This is a genomic window from Pantoea rodasii (assembly GCF_002095465.1).
Taxonomy (GTDB): Bacteria; Pseudomonadota; Gammaproteobacteria; order Enterobacterales; family Enterobacteriaceae; genus Pantoea; species Pantoea rodasii.
In genome coordinates, this window is record NZ_MLFP01000013.1 from 51,203 (window position 1) to 69,904 (window position 18,702).

The 18,702-nt window shown below is 52.7% G+C and carries 13 protein-coding genes and 7 pseudogenes; 9 read left to right on the forward strand and 11 right to left on the reverse strand.

Features of this window, described 5'->3' with window-relative positions:
* Positions 1 to 30: 30 nt before the first annotated feature.
* A pseudogene (locus HA45_RS16235) lies at positions 31 to 896 on the reverse strand (PfkB family carbohydrate kinase).
* A gap of 27 nt (positions 897 to 923) precedes the next feature.
* On the opposite strand from HA45_RS16235, the pseudogene HA45_RS16240 reads away from it, so the two are divergent.
* The 8 genes and pseudogenes from HA45_RS16240 (at position 924) to HA45_RS16275 (ending at position 7,836) form a co-directional block, all read left to right on the forward strand.
* Positions 924 to 1,768, forward strand: a pseudogene (locus HA45_RS16240) (BtpA/SgcQ family protein).
* Positions 1,768 to 2,424: a TenA family protein gene (locus HA45_RS16245; RefSeq protein ID WP_100704118.1), complete on the forward strand. Its 657-nt coding sequence runs from the start codon at positions 1,768 to 1,770 to the stop codon at positions 2,422 to 2,424. Before HA45_RS16240 ends, HA45_RS16245 begins: the two are co-directional and overlap by 1 nt.
* Positions 2,417 to 3,184 (forward strand): ATP-binding cassette domain-containing protein, encoded by a 768-nt coding sequence (locus HA45_RS16250; RefSeq protein ID WP_100704117.1) that lies wholly within the window; start codon positions 2,417 to 2,419, stop codon positions 3,182 to 3,184. The genes HA45_RS16245 and HA45_RS16250 overlap by 8 nt, the downstream gene beginning before the upstream one ends.
* 17 nt (positions 3,185 to 3,201) lie before the next feature.
* A complete protein-coding gene (locus tag HA45_RS16255; protein ID WP_100704116.1) occupies positions 3,202 to 4,173 on the forward strand; it encodes an autoinducer 2 ABC transporter substrate-binding protein in 972 nt (323 codons plus the stop codon).
* An 11-nt stretch (positions 4,174 to 4,184) separates the two neighbouring features.
* The gene (locus tag HA45_RS16260; RefSeq protein ID WP_100704115.1) at positions 4,185 to 5,126 is read left to right on the forward strand and encodes an ABC transporter permease; all 942 of its coding nucleotides are present in this window, start codon (positions 4,185 to 4,187) and stop codon (positions 5,124 to 5,126) included.
* A complete protein-coding gene (locus HA45_RS16265) occupies positions 5,123 to 6,067 on the forward strand; it encodes an ABC transporter permease (RefSeq protein ID WP_100704114.1) in 945 nt (314 codons plus the stop codon). Before HA45_RS16260 ends, HA45_RS16265 begins: the two co-directional genes overlap by 4 nt.
* A gap of 3 nt (positions 6,068 to 6,070) precedes the next feature.
* The gene (locus HA45_RS16270; protein WP_100704113.1) at positions 6,071 to 7,399 is read left to right on the forward strand and encodes a M20 family metallopeptidase; all 1,329 of its coding nucleotides are present in this window, start codon (positions 6,071 to 6,073) and stop codon (positions 7,397 to 7,399) included.
* Between the two features lie 185 nt (positions 7,400 to 7,584).
* Positions 7,585 to 7,836: an NAD(P)-dependent oxidoreductase gene (locus HA45_RS16275; RefSeq protein WP_276308782.1), complete on the forward strand. Its 252-nt coding sequence runs from the start codon at positions 7,585 to 7,587 to the stop codon at positions 7,834 to 7,836.
* A 1,057-nt stretch (positions 7,837 to 8,893) separates the two neighbouring features.
* Here the strand turns inward: HA45_RS16275 and HA45_RS16280 are convergent.
* The 7 genes and pseudogenes from HA45_RS16280 to HA45_RS16315 form a co-directional block, all read right to left on the reverse strand.
* On the reverse strand, positions 8,894 to 9,619 hold the full coding sequence (locus tag HA45_RS16280) for a fimbria/pilus periplasmic chaperone (RefSeq protein WP_100704111.1): 726 nt from the start codon (positions 9,617 to 9,619) through the stop codon (positions 8,894 to 8,896).
* A pseudogene (stbD, locus tag HA45_RS16285) lies at positions 9,585 to 10,870 on the reverse strand (fimbrial usher protein StbD). Before stbD ends, HA45_RS16280 begins: the two are co-directional and overlap by 35 nt.
* 36 nt (positions 10,871 to 10,906) lie before the next feature.
* Positions 10,907 to 13,438, reverse strand: a pseudogene (locus HA45_RS16290) (fimbrial outer membrane usher protein).
* A gap of 1 nt (position 13,439) precedes the next feature.
* Positions 13,440 to 14,177 (reverse strand): fimbria/pilus periplasmic chaperone, encoded by a 738-nt coding sequence (locus HA45_RS16295; RefSeq protein WP_100704108.1) that lies wholly within the window; start codon positions 14,175 to 14,177, stop codon positions 13,440 to 13,442.
* 60 nt (positions 14,178 to 14,237) lie between these two features.
* Positions 14,238 to 14,780, reverse strand: coding sequence for a fimbrial protein (locus HA45_RS16300; RefSeq protein WP_100704107.1), 543 nt, complete (start codon positions 14,778 to 14,780; stop codon positions 14,238 to 14,240).
* A gap of 18 nt (positions 14,781 to 14,798) precedes the next feature.
* Positions 14,799 to 15,497: pseudogene (locus tag HA45_RS29425) on the reverse strand (LuxR family transcriptional regulator).
* 636 nt (positions 15,498 to 16,133) lie between these two features.
* Positions 16,134 to 16,469, reverse strand: a pseudogene (locus HA45_RS16315) (LysR substrate-binding domain-containing protein); the annotation flags it as partial.
* A gap of 199 nt (positions 16,470 to 16,668) precedes the next feature.
* On the opposite strand from HA45_RS16315, the pseudogene HA45_RS16320 reads away from it, so the two are divergent.
* Positions 16,669 to 17,199, forward strand: a pseudogene (locus tag HA45_RS16320) (3-hydroxybutyrate dehydrogenase); the annotation flags it as partial.
* Between the two features lie 12 nt (positions 17,200 to 17,211).
* Here the strand turns inward: HA45_RS16320 and HA45_RS16325 are convergent.
* Genes HA45_RS16325 through HA45_RS28265 form a run of 3 tightly spaced genes read right to left on the reverse strand, consistent with a single transcriptional unit; the run spans position 17,212 to position 18,640 of the window.
* On the reverse strand, positions 17,212 to 17,598 hold the full coding sequence (locus tag HA45_RS16325; protein ID WP_100704105.1) for a hypothetical protein: 387 nt from the start codon (positions 17,596 to 17,598) through the stop codon (positions 17,212 to 17,214).
* An 18-nt stretch (positions 17,599 to 17,616) separates the two neighbouring features.
* Positions 17,617 to 18,537 carry an efflux RND transporter periplasmic adaptor subunit gene (locus HA45_RS16330; protein WP_100704104.1) on the reverse strand — a complete coding sequence of 307 codons (921 nt, stop codon included), beginning with the start codon at positions 18,535 to 18,537 and terminating at the stop codon, positions 17,617 to 17,619.
* A complete protein-coding gene (locus HA45_RS28265) occupies positions 18,530 to 18,640 on the reverse strand; it encodes a DUF1656 domain-containing protein (protein WP_244563463.1) in 111 nt (36 codons plus the stop codon). The genes HA45_RS16330 and HA45_RS28265 overlap by 8 nt, the downstream gene beginning before the upstream one ends.
* Positions 18,641 to 18,702 lie beyond the last annotated feature (62 nt).

Here is an 18,702-nt window from a genome sequence, read left to right on the forward strand (position 1 = left end):
TTATGGCGAGAGGTGGCCGAAAGGCCACCGTTAAAGCCCCACGGCCAGCAGTGCACAGAGTTCTTCTTCAGTGGGGAAGGCCTTAAATGTTCCGGTGCGGCTCACGGTGATGGCGGCAGCCGCGCTCGCATGCTGCAGTGCGAGCGCATCAGGTGTGACGCCGCGTAGCAAGGCCGATGCGAGCAGCACCGCCAGGAACGTATCGCCTGCACCGGTGCTATCCACTGACTGAACCGGTGTTGCCGGGCAGAAATGGTGCTGGGAATCGGTGATCAGTTCAGCACCAGCGGCACCTTGAGTGATAACTAAAGTGGCGATACCTGCAGGTTGCAGCAGTTCGGCTTCGTGTTGATTAACCACGGCAATATCCACCAGCGGCCATAGATCGGCGAAGTCGGGATTGACGGGTGAAGGATTAAATACGGTGATGAGCCCATGATTTTTCGCCCAGCTAAAGAGTGCACGGGTTTTCTCAACGGAGAAATTACCCTGCTGCAGCAAAATATCGCCGGCTGAGGCATCCGCTAAGTGCGCCAGGATAATATCCAATGTCAGCGCATTGGCCGCTGCCATGGTGGTAATAATCGCATTGTCGCCGTCATCGCTGGTAAAGATAATTGAGGTGTCACTGTGTTCAGCAATATTATTTTCAGGCAGTAACATTAATGTTTCGTTGTGCATGCAATTGCGAATCCACTGACCGTTAATATCGTCACCGGTGGCGGCAATTAATTGTGTTTCGATACCACAGCGGGAAATGACAATCGCCTGATTGGCGCCTTTTCCGCCGATGTCTTGCGATATTTTTACGCCATGAATGGATGCGCCTTTTGTGGCAACTCATGAATGGACCAGGTTTCATCAACCACAATATTACCTGCAACATAGACACGCATAGGTTTCTCGTTAATAAGGTGAAAGAGATGGCTTCTATATCAGCAGAAAAAAGTAACGCGATACAAGATATTTTTTCACGTAAGAAAGCAGTGATTGGCGTTATTCACTGTGATGCCTTTCCTGGTGCGCCGAAATATCGAGGTAAGCCGGTGAAAGATATTATCGACCGCGCATTGCGTGACGCGGAAAACTACCTTTCAGGCGGCGTACATGGATTGATCGTTGAAAACCATGGCGATATTCCCTTTGCCAAACCTGAAGATATTGGCCCAGAAACAGCCGCATTTTTGGCGGTTATCACGGAAAAAATTCGTGAACGCTTTGGCGCACCACTTGGCATCAACGTATTAGCCAATGCCGCCATTCCCGCCATTGCCACTGCGTTAGCGGGGGGCGCGAGTTTCGTGCGCGTCAATCAGTGGCGAATGCCTATATCGCTAACGAAGGTTTTATTGAAGGTGCGGCGGCTAAAGCGCTGCGCTACCGCAGCCAGTTACGTGCCGATCACATTCGTGTCTTCGCAGACAGCCATGTCAAACACGGCAGCCATGCCATTGTGGCCGACCGTTCCATCCAGGAACTGACGCGGGATGTCGACTTTTTTGAAGCTGATGCGGTGATCGCCACCGGGCAGCGCACCGGCGACAGCGCCACGCTGAGTGAAATTGATGAAATCCGTGCCGCTACCGAATTGCCGCTACTGGTGGGCTCGGGCGTTACCCCGGCTAACGTATGCCAGATTTTAGGGCGTACGCAAGGCGTGATTGTTGCCAGCACCATGAAAGTGGATGGCGTGTGGTGGAACGAGGTGGAGTTAGCGCGAGTAAAACACTTTATGTCGGTGGCGCAGGCCGCGCTGGAGGAGGCGTGATGGTCAGTTTTACCGATCAACTTCTCGAACAGCATCAGCAGGTGTGGCAAGAGATGCAGCAGCATCGATTTGTGCGGGATATCGAACAGGATCAACTGCCCGACAGCGTATTCAACCGCTATCTGGTGTTCGAAGGTAACTTTGTCGCCACCGCGATTGCCATCTTTGCGCTGGCCGTCAGCAAAGCGCCCGATATTCGTCAACAGCGCTGGTTGATTGGCGTGCTCAACGCGCTGGTGGATACGCAGATTGCCTGGTTCGAAGCGGTGCTGGCCAGACGCGATATCCAGCCTGAGGAGTATCCCGATGACTTGCCGGGCGTCACCACGTTTCGTGATGGCATGCTGCGGGTGGCTCAGCAGGGCAACTATGCCGAGATCATTACGCTGATGTTTGGCGCCGAGTGGATGTACTACCACTGGTGCAAACGCGTCAGCGAGCAAAGCCAGCAGGATGCTGACGTCCGTCGCTGGGTAGAGATGCATGCCGAAGAGGAGTTTCACCAGCAGGCGTTGTGGCTCAAAGCCGAGCTGGACGCGTGTGCATCAATCCTCAGCACCGAGGAGAAACAGCGGCTCTCCGCGCTTTACGGCACTGTGCTGCAATGGGAAATCGACTTCCACACTGCGGCCTATCAGGAGGGCGAAGATGAATAGCTGCTTCATCGAAGCGCGCAACATCTGTAAGCGCTTTGGCGCATTAACTGCGCTGAGCCAGGTCAATTTATCGATTCATCGCGGCGAAGTGCTGGCACTACTCGGTGATAACGGGGCGGGGAAATCCACCTTTACCAAGGTACTGTCGGGAGCCTACAGCGCCAGCGAGGGGGAACTGTGGATCGAGGGTAAAGCGGTGAAATTCACCTCCCCTCGTCAGGCTGCGGAACACGGTATCGCCACCATTTATCAGGAGCTGGCACTGGCGGAGAACTTGTCGATTGCTGAAAACGTATTTCTCGGGCGCGAACTCAAGCGCCGGGTACTGGGTATCCCTTTCCTGAAACGCCGCGCGATGCGGGAACAGGTCGATCAGCTGTTAAAAGATCTGGATGCACATATCTCCGATGCCGAAGCGGCGGTGGGCAGCTTGTCGGGCGGTCAGCGCCAGGCAGTGGCGATCTGCCGTGCGCTCAACCTCAACGCACAGTTAGTGATCATGGATGAGCCCACTGCCGCGCTGGCGGTGGCCGAAACGCAGAAGGTGTTGCAGCTCACGCGTCGTCTGGCGGAACGCGGCTGTGCGGTGGTGTTGATCAGCCACAACATCAGCGATGTGTTTGCCGTGGCTGACCGCATGGTGGTGTTCCGTCGTGGCCGGAAAATTGCCGAACGGCGCCATGCCGACACCACACCTGACGAAATCGTTTCACTCATTACTGGCGCGCATCCCGATGCGCGCATTTTTGAAAACACCTAACACCAGGGGAAATTATTATGCGTCGAATTGCTACGGCTGTTTGTTCTCTGTCACTGCTGGTCTCAGGTTGTGCACTGGCGGCGGAAAAAGTCGCCTTTGTGCCACAAATCATTGGCATTCCTTATTTTCAGGCCATGGAAGCCGGCGGTAAGCGCGCCGCGAAAGATTTGGGCGTTGAGTTTGTTTACAGCGGCCCGGTAGACACCAACCCAATGGACCAACTGCAAATTGTGCAGAACCTGATCGCGCAGAAGGTCAACGCTATCGGTATCAGCGTGCTGGATGCCTCCAGTATTGCGCCGGTAATGGCGCAGGCGAAATCCAGCAATGTGCATCTCTTTACCAGCGATAGCGATGCGCCCGATAGCGGACGTCCGGTTTATGTCGCCCAGGCTACTGATGAAGGACTGGGTGACAGCATCATCGATGAAATGGTGAAGCGCGTGGGTGAGAACGGAAAAATCGGCATTGTCTCCGGCGAAGCCACCGCATCCAACCTCAATAGCTGGATCGGATTTATGCAGCAACGCGTGAAGAGCAAATATCCCCATATCACGCTGCTTAAACCGCAGTATGCCGGTGGCTCAGCCAGTCGCGCGGCACAGATCACCACAGATTTGATGTCGGCGAATCCAGATCTCAAAGGGGTAATCGCCATGGCTTCCACTACCTGCCCTGGTGTGGCACAAGCCATCGAGAGCGCGGGGAAAAACGGCAAAGTGGTCGGCAGTGGCTTCTGCAGCCCGAATACCGCGCGTGCCTATCTGAAGAGTGGGGCGTTTGGCTACACCGTACTGTGGGACCCGGAAAAACTCGGTTATCTGACGGTGTGGGCGGGTAAGCAGTTAATCGATGGCAAAGCGTTTGCCGCAGAGAACAAAGTGCCGAGCTTTGCAGAGCCGGTGAAGTTTGACAGCAAAACCGGGGTGCTGCTGCTGGGCAGCCCGGCCGTGTTCACTAAAGAGAACGTCGATCAGTTCAACTTCTGACGGGGCCACACATGCACATGACTTCACGGGAGATTGCCTTATTGGCGATCGCCTTGCTGGCAGTTGGCTGTTTCTCCTGGTTTTCGCCGTGGTTTGCCACGGCGGATAACCTGCTCACCATCTTACGCAACAGCAGTGAGTTGCTGCTGATCGCGCTGGGGATGACGTTGGTGATTGCCATGGGCGGGGTGGATGTCTCCGTTGGTGTGGTGATGGGGGTCGCAACATGGGGCGTAGGACAACTGCTGATGCTGCAGTCGCCCTGGCTGGCTGCACTTGCGGGGCCGCTGATTGGCTTGCTGGCGGGTCTGCTCACCGCGTTGGTGGTAGTGGTCGGGCGCATTCCCGCGATAGTGGGCACCCTGGGGTTGTTTGGCGTCTGGCGCACGGCTTTGTTTGTGCTGCTGGGTGGGCAATGGTTATCCGGACTGCCCGATGATCTGACCCGTGGGCTAATGCACACGCTACTTGGTGTTCCGGTTATGGCATGGATGATCATGCTGGCCTGGGCGCTGGTTTGGCTCGCACTGCGTCATACGCCTTATGGATTGTGGTTACTGGCCGCGGGGAACTCAGAAGAGAAAGCCAGGCTGGCAGGCATCCCGGTCACTCAGGTGCGCATCGCCACTTTCCTGATTAGCGGTGTGCTGTGTGGCTTAGCCGCCACCTGTTATATCGCGACCTATCGCAATGTGGAAATGACGGTGGGCGGCAGCCTGGCACTCGAGGCGATCGCGGCAGTGGTACTGGGCGGCACGCGCATTACTGGCGGTTCATGCAGTCTGCTCGGAACCTTGCTGGGCGTATTGCTGCTGCGCATTCTGCAGAACGGTTTGCTGTTGGTGGGGGTGCCCTCTTTATGGCAAACGGTCGTCACCGGCACCGTATTGCTGCTGGTGTTAAGCAGTGAGGCCGCCAGTGGTCGGATACTGACATTCAGGAGGATGGCATGAAAATCATGCATAAATCGCCTGACCTCACCTTACTCGTCGCATTGTGGCTGCTACTCGGCATCGGGATTGTCTTCGCATTACCGCAGATGCTGGCTTTATGGTCCATCACCTCGATCCTGCAATTCGCTACGCTGCTTGCTCTGGTGGCATTGGGCCAATCGCTGGTGGTGATGGCGGGCGGCGGCGGTATTGATCTCTCGGTCGGTGGCAATGTGTCACTTTCCGCTGTAGTCGGCATGCTGGCGCTGCAACAGGGTATCAATCCGGTATTGCTTCCAGTGATTTGCATGTTGAGTGGAACCGCCGCCGGAGCACTGAATGGCCTGCTGGTGGCGCGTCTGCGGTTATGGCCATTGATCGTCACGCTGGGCAGTTTTTATCTGTTTTCTGGCCTGGCGTTAGCGTTAACCGGTGGAGCGGCTATCTCAAGCGTTCCAGCAGAACTGACGCAATGGGGCCGAGGAGCAAACTTCGCGATTCCTGTGCCGTTTCTGACCTGTGTCATCCCTGCCTTTTTTATCGCTTGGTTAATTCTGAGCAAAAGCGCATGGGGGAAATGGATTTATGCCTGTGGTTTCAATGAGCACGCGACACGACTGGTCGGGATTCCCGTGGATCGTCTGCGCCTGCTGGTTTACTGCCTGAGTGGACTGTTAGCAGGCTGCGCCGGATTCATCTCGCTCAGTTGGCTAGGCAGCGCACGACCGGAAATTGGCGTCAATTTAGAACTGGAATCACTCACTGCAGCGTTGCTTGGCGGTGTCGCCATCTTCGGCGGGCGAGGCAGCGTGGTCGGGGTATTGGCGGCAGCGCTGATGCTGGTGACCATCAAAACCTGCATGTTACAGCTGGGACTGAACAGCGTCTGGCAGCTCGGCGTGGTGGGCTTGTTATTGATCATCGTGTTAATGGCACAACGACTTTTCATCTATCGGAGATAATTTATGAGCCTGACTGAAAAAATTGGCGCACACGTTGATGCCAGCGCCGAGCGCATCGCGCAGACGTTGTGCGACCTGATCGCTTTCCCCTCAATTGTCAAAGTTGACCCGCGTGAAGCCGGGCCGGGAGAGCGCGACTGCCAGCTTTACTTGCAGCAACGCCTCATCGCGTTGGGGATGACCACCGACTTATGGGATCCCGATGGTCCGGCCTTGTATGCCCAATATGAAGGGCGGCCAGGAGCCAATAAAGGCCGCACGTTTGAGGGGCGTCCAAATCTCGGAGGCACGCTAACCGGCGCGGGCGGCGGCAAATCGCTGATGCTCACTGGACACATTGATGTGGTTCCGCCGGGTCCGGCAGAACATTGGCACAGCGATCCTTTTCTGCCGGTGATCAAAAACAATGCGGTCTACGGGCGTGGTGCGGTCGATATGAAAGGTGGCGTGGCCTGCATGTTGATGGCGGTGGAGTTATTGCAGGACCTCGGTATACGCCTCGCAGGAGACGTGGTATTCACCACGGTGGTAGATGAGGAGATTGGTGGCATGGGTTCACTGGCGATGGTGGATCGCGGCTTCAAAGCCGATGCCGGTATCATGACCGAGCCGACAGCTAACCGCATTTCACCGATCTGCCACGGCATTCTCTGGGCACGCATTATTCTCGATGGCATTGGCGGACATGCAGAACTGACGCCTAACAGCTGGGACAGCAGCGGGCCGGTCGATGCGGTGACGCTGTGCCGTCAGATGCTGGATGGTCTCGATGTTCTCAACCGTCGCTGGCAAACGCAGCCCGATAAAAATCATCCGCTGATGGAGATGCCGAACCAGATCATCGTTACGCAATTGAAAGTGGGCGAGCATCCAGCGTCGATTGCCGGTCGGGCGGAGATCGTCATCGATGTGCAATATCTCCCTGCCGAAAAAGACGAGATGGGATTGGGCGGCAAGGTGAAACGCGAAATTGAAGAACACGTGGCCAAAGTATGTGCGCTCGATCCGTATCTGGCGAAGCACCCGGCAAAAGTGGAGTGGATTCTGGATGCAGACTGCGCGGAGATTCCAGCGGATCATCCTTTTGTTGGGGCATTTCAGCAAGGGGTGAATGACGCCGCGCTCAATCCGCAGCTGGCGGGATTTGGTGCGCATAGTGACATTGGTCTACCCAGCACGCTAGGACAGACGCCCACCGTCAACTTTGGACCGGGCGATCCTGCCATGTCACACCAGCCTAATGAGCATGTACCGATTGCCGATTTGGTGGCCTGCACCAAAGCCATAGCGCTGACGCTGGTGCGCTGGTGTGGCGTAGCCGAAAGCCAATAGCATTTTCCGCCCGTCCCCGCAGTAATGACCTGCTTAGCGTCCTAACGGAGCGAAGCAGGTTTTTTCGTTTTAAAGACCTTAGATCACAATTCAATTAACAGTCACCACGAGCATTTACACTACTGCGATCGTTCAACGAAATATCAGCAAGTGACTCCGGAATAAGTGCAATAGACTGCGGATTAATCCATGAGACGTCACTCGCGGATGCACTGAAATCCGGCAGGCTAAATTGGGCGGGGCTGGACAGTTTCAGCGCTGAGCCGTTAACCACACCAAACCGCTGGCAGGGCTTCAGTAATGTGATCCTCTCTTCGCATATTGGTGGCGTTAGTGATGCTTCTCACATCCGCATGGGAACGGTAACGGCACCGAATATTTTGGCCGCGTTGCAACAACCTGCGCTCGAAGACGGTGTGTCTTTCCAATCCAAGTGATGTAATGCGTTATTTGCCTACGTTAACTATCAAAATCTATTAACATCTTCATTAAAATATTGTCGTATAAAACCAACGGAATGAGCGTTGTTAATAGAATGATTGGATTTTAATAAAGGGTTTTTTGCAGCTATTCCCATGATTGGTTGTTATGTTGAGGGTTTTTCATTGACTGGTGTTTTACTGAGCGCTGTAAGGGGAATCGGTAAGTATAATATGGCACTCCCTACAGCAAATTATTTTCCGTGATCATTTACATCTCCATTGGAAAGAGTGTTTTGTGATGCATATACAAAAATGGATAAATTATCCCAGTAAATAAATAATGACAAAAGTACTTAAAATCAATAATTTGGTTATTTATTCTTGAAGGTTTTGGCTGGATTTTATACATAATGGAAGCCATTGCATTTAATATTAGTTTGCAAGAACTTATTAAATAATGCTTTACTGTTGTTGCAGTGTCTCTCTCACTTGGAGTGAAGGAGGTGACCAATTTTTTGGAAACAGTAATTCCGTAAGATTGGAGAATTCCTGTTATCGATAGCTGTTAATTTTTCACTCACATTGAGTGGGTGCAAATAGGTGGATTATGTATTTATTAACAAAGTGCTTTATTTTATTTGTATTCATTATCGTTGGGAATTGGTTTTTGAGTGGAGCTTGCATCATTTCAGGTATTATTGATTACACTCCACAATATGAACTCTCTAAGATGGTTGTCATGATAACATCGCTAACGACATTTATTACTTTAGGCCTTAAGCTAAACAAATATATCGCTTATAAATATAAACTGATACGTTAATTGTTTAACATCATGGATGATGGCTTTGTGAACATGGCCAACCTTTGGAATGTAGTCGTAAATATATGTCTTTTCGTACTTATATTTTATTCTAAGGCTTTACCGCTTGTTTTCTCCAATTGTGAAGAATGATTAGTGAAGCTCGTGTTAATCGGGCAATCCGTGCACTAAACATCACGCGGATCATTGTCGCGCACCGAGAATGCACGATAGCGTCCGCAGACAGAGTGATAACGCTAAATTAATGAGCTAGTTCTGTTCAAATGCGCGGGTGATAAAATCCACCGGATTGCCATTATTGTCAATAACTTCATAGCTGACCTGCTCATTGGGAAGTACTGTTTCCTTTGAAAAAATGATTTGCTTTGCAAACGGCGCCACCAGCACATCATTCACCTTAATCTTATTGGCGATTCTTAATTTCAGACTCATATACCACGCCGTCGGATTCTCTACCGTCAGTTGACGATCGCGAACCACAAAACGCAACTTCTGCACATCCTCAGGCTGAGGCGCACCCAGCGCCGCAGGTCGAATAAAAACCTTCAGCCGCAACCGCAACGGCAGCAGGATTTTTTGCTCAGCGCCGCCTGTTTGCCTGGTCAGAGCGGGAATCTGATAAATATTTAACCAGTAAAGACTCTCACGATCTTCGGGCAATGACTGTCGCGAAGTGAGCACCAGACGAATCGCACGCTGCTCATCGGGTGAGAGTTTCATCATCGGCGGCATGGCAAAGATAGGCGCAGTACTCAATTCCGGAGACTGCATCAAATCGCCATCATCGCTCCAGATCTGCACCACGGAGGGATATTCCGCACCATTTTTTAAATTCAGCGTCTGGCTGCTTTCACCAGCATTAAAAATGATGCGTGTTCTATCCACATTCACCACGGGCATGGCGTGAGCAGCCAATAACAGGCTGCTCAACGCCAATGTTTTACTGAAAACTGACCACCACTTGCAACTGCGCATTGACTGTCCCTGCTGTTACTGTTTGTCCACTTAAGGCTTCGAGCGAAGCCAAAAAATCACCGCTGTAAATATTGCTGCTGCCGGAAGAGACCAGCGAGGTGAGATCGGTATAGGCATACCAGCCGCGCGTATTTCCGCTGCCGGTGCTGGCAAGGTTGGGCAGTAAATTGATCGCAGAACCACTGGCGTTGTAAATTTTGATGCCCACCCCAGAGGCCACGCCGCTGCTGCCATATTGATTATCCAGCAGCCAGGTTAATCCGCCGCCGCTGGTGGTCAAACCTAGCTGTGTCGCCTGTGACACCGCATTGGGTTGATTCACCAGCAAGCCCATCGCCACATTGGCGGCACTGCTGGTGGAGGTGCTGGTGCTGGATCGTGCGCCCGATTCGCACTGCAATGAGATGGAAAACGGTACCTGACTGCTGCCGCCTGCCTTGAGTGTGTTCACGTTAATGGTTGGCAGCAGCACCACAGAAGGGTAGTTCTGTACTTCACAGAGCGCGCCACGCACATAAGTCACGTTGCGATAGGTGCTCCAGGCGGCGGGCCAGTTACCGTAAAATCCGTACCAATAGCTGGCGCTGTCCTGGCCTACCGCCAGACTGTTGGTGTCCAGACCCGGGCCTTTAAACGCAATATAGCCGCGCGGCTGTGTCCAGAGATCGCTGTAACGGTTATCACCATTGGCGTAATAAGAGGTGGAACTGATCTTGAACATCTCGTACAGCACGTTGCTAAACGCGCTGGCCGGAATATAAATGTAGGTGCCGTCGGAGTACCAACTGTCGGCGGTAAACTGGCGTGACTTCCAGTAGCGGCTGTAATACTCACCGGTTGTCAGATTGGTCATGCGCACCGCCACGTTTTTGCCACATCGTAATAAGCCCCGCTAACCTCGCTGCTGGCATACATGCCCGCATAAGCGCTGTCACCGTTGGTGGCGTACATCTCATACAGACTGCCCGCATCTGCCATCGCACAGCGGTAGAGGATCTGATTCGGGCTGTAAGCGCTGTTGCTGGCGGCGCTGAGAAACGATCCCACCGAACTCGCCAGCAAAGATCCTGCGGGCTGAAAGGATGTGCCGCTATTAATGCTGATCACCGAAGGCAATCCCACGTTGCCAGAACACGTATCACAGGCACCCGTCCAGGATGATGCGGTATAGCCCGCGGCTTTAGCGGCGGCAGAAAGTGATGAGGTGCTGGTGACTCTGATGCAATTTGCCCATAACGTCAGCGGCAGCATCAGCAGCACAACCAGGAGATATTTAATTTTCACGAGTTATAGCGTCCTGCAAATACCATTGAGGAGGATAAGCGCCTGTTGCGTCTTTCCGGTGATTTGATAACTGACGGCGCAGCGTTGGGCATTGCCATCCCAGCTGATGTGCAGACTGCCGGAGTCATGGGGAACACGCGCATACAGCTGGCTTCCCTGACCCACAACGCCGATCACGGTGTTGTAGGCATCGCGCACTTCGGCGCCCATCGGCGGTGCACGACCTTCGGTGGTATTCAGGGAAATCAACACGGCGGTGCCGCGTAAGGTGGCAAAGCTAATCTGACTCACGGCACCGGCATAGGGAACCACACGCTGGCTTCCCCCGTTCAGTTCGGCATCGGCGCGCATGTGCAACGTATCAAGGCTGACGGTGTTCTCACGATAAGGAGTGAGTGAAGGCAGCAGCGCATAACCGTTGTAGTCAATCACGGCTCCTTGTCCGTTTTGTACCGCTGCACCTTGCGCGCCCTCCGCATGGATCAGCGCGAAGGTATCGCTGGTGTAAGGTCCCGCAGTAAGACCGCCGCGATGCAGCAGTAAAGTGCCAGACGTGCCTAAACCGACCTGCCGATAGCGATCACCTTGTCCGTAGTTGGCACGGATGGCGCCAAAACGGGTGTTTTGTTGCAGGTTGCCGCCAAAAGAGTTGGCTTCTCCGCTCACGCCATTGCGGTAATGTTCGGTTCCCCCGTAAAGCGAATAGGAGAAATCACGCTGTTCGCCTGCCGACCCGGTCAGCGAAACCATTGAAGACTGGCTCTGCTTAGATTGGTTGTAGTTGTAGGCCACGGACGAGAGACCGGCGCCCCAGTTGAGCGGCACGGAAATATTGAAAGACACCGTGTTTTCGCTGTATCGCTGCTGACGACTGCTATCGAGGTTATCGTTGACGCTGAGATCATCACGCTGGGTATTCCACCACGTGCGCTGACGAGCCACGTTGATGCCGTAACTGATATTGCGCCAGCTGTTGGTATAGCCGAACTGCAACTGGGTGATGCGTGATTGATTGTTGTAATAGTCGGCGGTGCTGGCGCTTAAACTCACCAGACCGTACTTATCCATTGACTGGCTGAGTGTGGCCGATAAGCGATTACGCTGGTTGAGCGAGTCTGAGTAATAGCTGATGCCCGCTTGTTGCTGGCGTCGAACCCCAAATACATCCTGCAGGTCGCGAAACCCACGGGTCGAATAACGATAAGCGGCCAGTACCAGATTAGTGCCGGTCTGAAAGGTTTTGCTATAGCTCAACTCTGCGCGCCAGCCTGAGGTGCGCTGGTCGTTTTCTGCCTTAGCCTGCGAAAAGGTGGTGTTCAAGCCTAATGCCCCCGCGCCGGTTGCCCAGACGCCGCCCAGTAGCCAGGCTGATAATCTTCTGCCAACCGTGATCCGACCGTTGCCGTCAAGCTGTTGCTCACACCGCGCTGCATCACGCCTTCAAAAAATGCATTATTAACGGCGTAATATTGGCGGACACGGCCCAGCGCCAGCGAGTAATGCCAGTTACCGGGACGCACCGAATCGGGAACCGAGGAGTAGGGCACCGTAAAGGTGGCGATTTTACCGTTGGCTTCAATCACCTCGACGTCAAAATCCCCCTGGCTGCGGGTGTTGTTCAGGTCATCGATGATAAACGGGCCGGGCGGCACCACGGTTTCATAGATCACCTTGTTCAGCTGCTTCACCACCACGCGGGCGTAGTGGAGGCGATGCCATGGATTTCAGGGGCATAACCGCGTCTGCCTTGCGGCCACATACGCTCGTCAGTGGCGAGCTTTACGCCATTAAATGGCAGGCTGCCAAATAGCGAGCTGTCCGTGTAGCTATCGCCAAGTGAAATCTGGCTGTTGATCGATGCCAACGGCCGTTGCACCCAGGTTCGCACCTTGTTATAGCGATAACTGCTGCCCCCCTGGCTGCTGTTGAGATAGCGAAGATTGCCCTGATGGCGTAACTGCCAGTTGGCTACGTTGGTACCTGCGGTGATCCCACTCCACAAATATTGATAGCGGTAGGCGGCCGCGCTGTTTTCCGTCCAGGTGTAGTTAGTGTTATGGCGCAGAAATAACGCGGTCATCCCGCCATCCCACTGTTCGGTCGGAATATAACCGCGCGGCGTGCGGTTAAGCGCTGACATGGGCAAGGTGATCTTTAGGCGTAACGCGGCGGCATCAAAAGTCCAGTTGCCTTGGGAAGTCCAGTCAGCGAGCGGGGCACACTCGCGGTCTATTGGCTGTGTAGGGACATTTTTTAACTGCAACATTTTCACCAGTGAAAAGGGCAAGCATGGCTCGACCTCTTTTCCTTGTATCGAGGGCAAAAACTCCAGCTTCACGCTGGATGACACGAGTCTATTATTGACATAAACGTCGACCAGATAATGACCCGCCGGCAACTCGCTTTGGTTAAATTGCGCGATGTCTGACCGAAGGCGGATCCTTTAAATAGCGACGGATCGAAATAATATTCTTCACTGTGCGCGGCTGTTGAGAAATAGAATGAAACGGTCAAAAAGAATAAGGGGAGTTTCAATTCACTGGGAGTTGATGGGGTAACTTTCACTTATTCTGGCTCCCTGATCGTTAATCGCGTCGAGTTTGACGCTGCCTACACCCTGTAAGCGTTGTTTGGTATGGCTGAACCAGCAGGTGTGCGTGGAAAAGGGGGCAACCATCACCGGTTCACACTCAAAGGTTTTTCCCGTCATGCGCATGGATATCGCCACAAATGAAGCATGCCAGGGTTGTGCATTATCGATCTGTAATCCGCTGCCCTTTTGGGGATCAAACAGACTGCGGACTTTAATGCCGGTTAAAATATTGCCCGGTTTGCCTATTGCCGCTGGGCGATAAAACAATTTCACCCGATTGCGCAGCATCACCGTCATGGCATTTTTATCGGCGGCAGCCTGGGATGCGGGCGGAATTTGCAGCATGTTAAACCAGTAAACTGACTCTCTGTCCTGAGGCAGTTTGTCTGGCTGGCTCACCACAACACGCGCAACCTGCCCTGATTTCGGCTGAATACGAAATACCGGTGGTGTGGTCACAAAGGGTACGTGATTAATCTGCTGTGGTTTGGCATCCATATCGCCGTCATCAAACCAGGTCTGAATAACATATGGCAGGCTATCGTCGTTTTTAAATTGAATATTAATCGAGCTGGCTGGCGCCGGATAAATAATCCGACTGCCCAATAGCGTAACGCTTGCTGTTGCTGTGGCTGACATCACGCTGAGAAATAACGCGCCAAGGGCATTGCGTAAATACATACAAACGATCTCATGGCATGCAGCGTACGCCCGGATAGCCAAACGTACGCTGATTAATTATTACTGGTAAGTCACCGCGTATTGTAATGAAGCAGCCACGGTTCCGGCGGCGGCAACACCATTGGCATAATATTGCGCGTTATACGTGGCTGAGGATTCGGTTTCATCGGCGGCAAGCGTCAGGTCGCCATCTCCGGTATAGCCTCCGGTCAGGTTGATCACTGCATCTTTGCTATCCACCAGTTGGACTTCAACGTTTTGCGCAGTACCTGTGTTCGCCAGGTTGCCATTGGCCGTCACGTTATTGCCGACAAATACCGTTGAAATTTTTGTCGTTGAAGCTGAGTTACCGGTGCATCCTGTCAGACCGACAGTGAAGGCCGTCTGCCCGGCGACATCACCGCTGGCGGCCAGATCGGCTTTACTCACGGTTGGCATCAGCACTACCGGTGAGGCCGCATTGCCATTCACCGAGATGGAACAGGTTTCATCAGCGACTTCACCCTGGAAGTTAATGGTGTTATCGGACGCTGCAACCGCAGAGGCCGAGAACAGTGCACTGGTGATAACCAGTGAAAGCAGCGTTTTATGTGTTTGCGTCATTTCGTGTAATCCTTTTACTTAGTGACCCGAAATCAGCTGCTTGAGGCTGATACCGGTTTTTCGTCGAATAGAATCTTTGATGTTGTATATCTTTTTCATCTCATGGTTCATTGCAATCGAAATGGCAGACAGTGAATTTCCTTTTAAGGCTAAATCCAGAAAGGTCACTTCTTCACTCGACAGTGCATTAACTCTCCTTGTTGCGCCTCCTTTTAAACCATAATAGGTACTGTTAATTACCTTCTTGATGTCTTCCAACCGGTCTTCACAATGAATAACAGAGTGGATTCCCTCTCTCTTTATCCAATGTGCAGCCAGAGCGGCCAACGCACGGTCGCATACCAGAACGATCGTGAGTCCGGTAGATTTTAAATAATCAATCCAGTTATTATTGGTGAGATAACGTAAGTTTCTCGCGAAAAATCAAACGAATATACATCCCCGGCAAAACATACTTTCATAGCGACCGGCCACTAATGACAGCACGCCTTTTATCAGGAAATGATTATTCCCCGGCCAAACCGCAATTTTTTGTATCGGGCAGCGATTAAGAATATCGTTGTTTCGATTCGTCAACTGGCAGCCATATTGGCAGCTGGCACAGCGTAAGTCCTCTCGTGTTGTATTTCTCATAGCTAACTCATCCGCTCCTTCAAGAGCTGCGGATATCCTGGCAGGATAAATGTTCTTATTCAATGAGTTAAGAAATTCAGTCATTTCTTATCATCAGAAAAGTCTTAGGTTGCACGAGATGTTGAAATTTTAAATCTCATTGTCTTTTCTCAACTTGGCATGAAATTCATCACGACATACCTCTATTGGGTTAAGAACTTTCTAAACCCTCCAGGATTAATGACAAAATTCAGCCTTTGGGATCAAAAAATAGATAGCATTAATTGCTAAATAATTTCGCGATGCTCGGTGTTTTTCTTTGGTTTTTTTAGCGAAGTGCGCAGGGTGAATTATCGTTTATCATCTAATGAAAATTGCCTTTAATCTTTGGGTGTATTGCGGAGAGAGTATTTAAACCTGAGGCTCACCGGATAGAGCACGTATTTTTCTGCGTTAGGAATATTCTTACACTTAATGTGGTCTGGATTTGATCATAAAATGTCCGGCCTTAAAAGATTTTTACATCTCATTAGCATTCCGGTATGAATTTTAGTTAATTAAATTAATCAAATTGAATGCGCGAACACTGTGTCTACCCTGATTTATCAACAAATTAGATTTTCGGCATTTGGTTTTCTGTTAATAATTAATGGTTATTTCATTCTTTATTTACTTATCTGAGGTGTTAAACACCACCCAAAAACCTGGCCGGGTTGAGGCCAGGTATTGAAATATCCTTGATTACAAGTCGGGCCAGCGGCATTCATCACTCATGGTTTGTGCCAGTGCGGCAGCAGCGTGAGAGAGTTGGTGCTGTTTTAAGCGCAAAATGCCCACTCGCCGTTCAATCTGTGGCGCGACCAGCGGCACGCAAACCGCGCCCAACTCTCGCATCTGCTGAATACAAAGCGCAGGCACCGCGCTGGCCCCCAAACCGCTGGCGACCATTTTACCCACGGTCACCAATTGATGGCTCTCGTAAGCGACGTCGAGTCTTCTCCCTGCCTGTGCCAGTGACTGCTCAAGCAGCAAACGCACCGCCGAAGGGCGCTGCAAGGTAATGAAATCCTGATGCAGCATTCCCAGCATTTTCTTTGGTACCAACGCCTGGGCTGCGCCGTGGCTGGGATTGATCGGAACGCTGTTTATTATCGTGGTGGGATTGCTGTGGCTGGATCGGCAACGTCGCCGGGCACAGGCCAACCAGGAACCCTATGGCACTAACCTGAAGAATGAGCCAGAAACGGCAGAAGATATTCGTTTGCCGCATCCGCTGATCGCCATTCTGGTGAACAACGCCGGTATTCAGTACACCGCGCCGGTGGAGTCTTTTCCGGTAGAAAAATGGGACGCCATTATTGCGATCAACCTCTCCTCGGTGTTCCACACCAGTCGTGCCGCCTTACCCGGCATGCAGGCACGTCACTGGGGGCGCATTATTAATATCGCCTCCGTGCATGGGCTGGTGGCGTCGAAAGAGAAAGCCGCCTATGTTGCTGCGAAGCATGGGGTGGTCGGGCTGACAAAAGTGATTGCGCTGGAGAACGCGCAATCACCTATCACCTGCAACGCCATCTGTCCGGGCTGGGTGCTAACGCCGCTGGTACAACAGCAGATCGATAAACGCATCGCGGCCGGAGAAGATGCTGAAACCGCGCGCCTGGCGTTATTGTCTGAGAAACAGCCTGCTCAGGCGTTTGTTACGCCCGAGCAGTTGGGTGCGTTGGTGCTGTTTCTGTGCGGTGAAGGTGGTGCGCAGGTGCGCGGTGCGGCCTGGAATATGGATGGCGGCTGGCTGGCGCAGTAACGCGTGGTGCTGTTACTTCGCCAGCCACTGTTGGATCAGCGCCAATGCATACGGCTCTGAACTCACGACCTGATGCTGAATGCCAAACAGCTTGCGCATTTTCACCAGTTGTTCACAGCGTTGTGCATCGGATTCAATACTGATCATGCCCCGGCAAATTTGACTGAGGGTTTTGCGATGCTGTATCAGCCAGCGGCTACGTCGCTCGCGATCGGCATCGCTTTCATCAACGCGCATGTGGTCGTAAACCATGACAAAAGGCTCGCCCTGTTCCATTAATTGTTTCATTTCCTGCGCCCATTGATCGGCATAGCCATCACGAACGGCCTGCTGGTTCAGGATCACCATGGGAAAGCGGTTCACATTGAGTACGGTAAAAGTCTCGGTGGTTTGTTGCATAACTTCTCCTTGTTTCGGTTAGAGCCAGCGTGTCAGCAGCGAGGTTAAACGACCTTGTGGCGTGGTGCTGTCTGCCACCGCAATGCTGCAGCTCATGCCAGCGGTAAGTAATTGATCAGAGGGGAGTGCGTCGAATTCAATGCGCACGGGAATGCGTTGTGCCAGGCGGATCCAGCTGAAGGTTGCCTCCACGCTGGGCAAACCTTGATTGTCCGATGACTGGTTGATGTCACTGATGCCACGGCCAAAGCTAGCAATATGGCCATGCAGGAGCGCCTGTTGTCCCATCAAACGGATATTGACGCGATCGCCAATTCGCATCGCCGATAATTTGGTCTCTTCGAAATAACCCGTCACCCAAAAGCTGTTGGCATCCACCAGTGCAATATCCGGCGTGCCGGCTTCGACATAATCACCTGGCTGTAAACGCAGGTGGGTGACGTAACCATCCACGGGGGCGCGCAGCGTGGCGCGTTGTAGATTGAGTCGGGCCAGTGCGAGTGCGGTTGCGGCCTGTTGCTGCTGTGCCTGCGCCACCAACGACGCTTCACGCGCGCGTTGCATATCTTCCGCCGCCATCAGCGAGCCCATCTGCTGGCGGTGCTTTTCCTCCTCACGCTTTTGCTGCAGCGTGGCATTGGCCTCATTCAGCTGGGCTTGCGCGTCGGCCACGGCCAGATCGAAGCGTGCAGGATCGACGCGGAATAATACCGCCCCTTTGGCGACCCATTGATTATCCGTTACCGCGACTGCACTCACCGTGCCCGATACTTCCGGGGCGATGCGGATCACTTGCGCACTCACCCGGCCATCGCGCGTCCAGGGTGCCAGCACATAGGCGCGCCACAGCAGTGTGGCCAACATGATCGCGATGGCGACCATCGCCAATGTGAATAACGCTTTTAAAGACGTTTTCCAGCTAAAAGAGAGATCAGACATAGAGAATCAGTACCGCCAGTAAAATGAAGGAAAGGGAAAATTCAACTAACGCGGGATGCCAGACCCAGCGCAATACGCCACAGCGCAACAGACAGAAACGCACCCCAATGAAGAGCGGGAAGGTGACACAGAGATAGATAAAAATGGCGGCAAATAGATGCCCGC

Bases quoted from the DNA above. Each gene is read 5' to 3' on its own strand.
- HA45_RS16245 (WP_100704118.1), top strand. From the start codon at position 1,768: ATGGTCAGTTTTACCGATCAACTTCTCGAACAGCATCAGCAGGTGTGG.
- HA45_RS16250 (WP_100704117.1), top strand. From the start codon at position 2,417: ATGAATAGCTGCTTCATCGAAGCGCGCAACATCTGTAAGCGCTTTGGC.
- HA45_RS16255 (WP_100704116.1), top strand. From the start codon at position 3,202: ATGCGTCGAATTGCTACGGCTGTTTGTTCTCTGTCACTGCTGGTCTCA.
- HA45_RS16260 (WP_100704115.1), top strand. From the start codon at position 4,185: ATGCACATGACTTCACGGGAGATTGCCTTATTGGCGATCGCCTTGCTG.
- HA45_RS16265 (WP_100704114.1), top strand. From the start codon at position 5,123: ATGAAAATCATGCATAAATCGCCTGACCTCACCTTACTCGTCGCATTG.
- HA45_RS16270 (WP_100704113.1), top strand. From the start codon at position 6,071: ATGAGCCTGACTGAAAAAATTGGCGCACACGTTGATGCCAGCGCCGAG.
- HA45_RS16280 (WP_100704111.1), bottom strand. From the start codon at position 9,619: ATGCGCAGTTGCAAGTGGTGGTCAGTTTTCAGTAAAACATTGGCGTTG.
- HA45_RS16295 (WP_100704108.1), bottom strand. From the start codon at position 14,177: ATGTATTTACGCAATGCCCTTGGCGCGTTATTTCTCAGCGTGATGTCA.
- HA45_RS16300 (WP_100704107.1), bottom strand. From the start codon at position 14,780: ATGACGCAAACACATAAAACGCTGCTTTCACTGGTTATCACCAGTGCA.
- HA45_RS16325 (WP_100704105.1), bottom strand. From the start codon at position 17,598: ATGCAACAAACCACCGAGACTTTTACCGTACTCAATGTGAACCGCTTT.
- HA45_RS16330 (WP_100704104.1), bottom strand. From the start codon at position 18,537: ATGTCTGATCTCTCTTTTAGCTGGAAAACGTCTTTAAAAGCGTTATTC.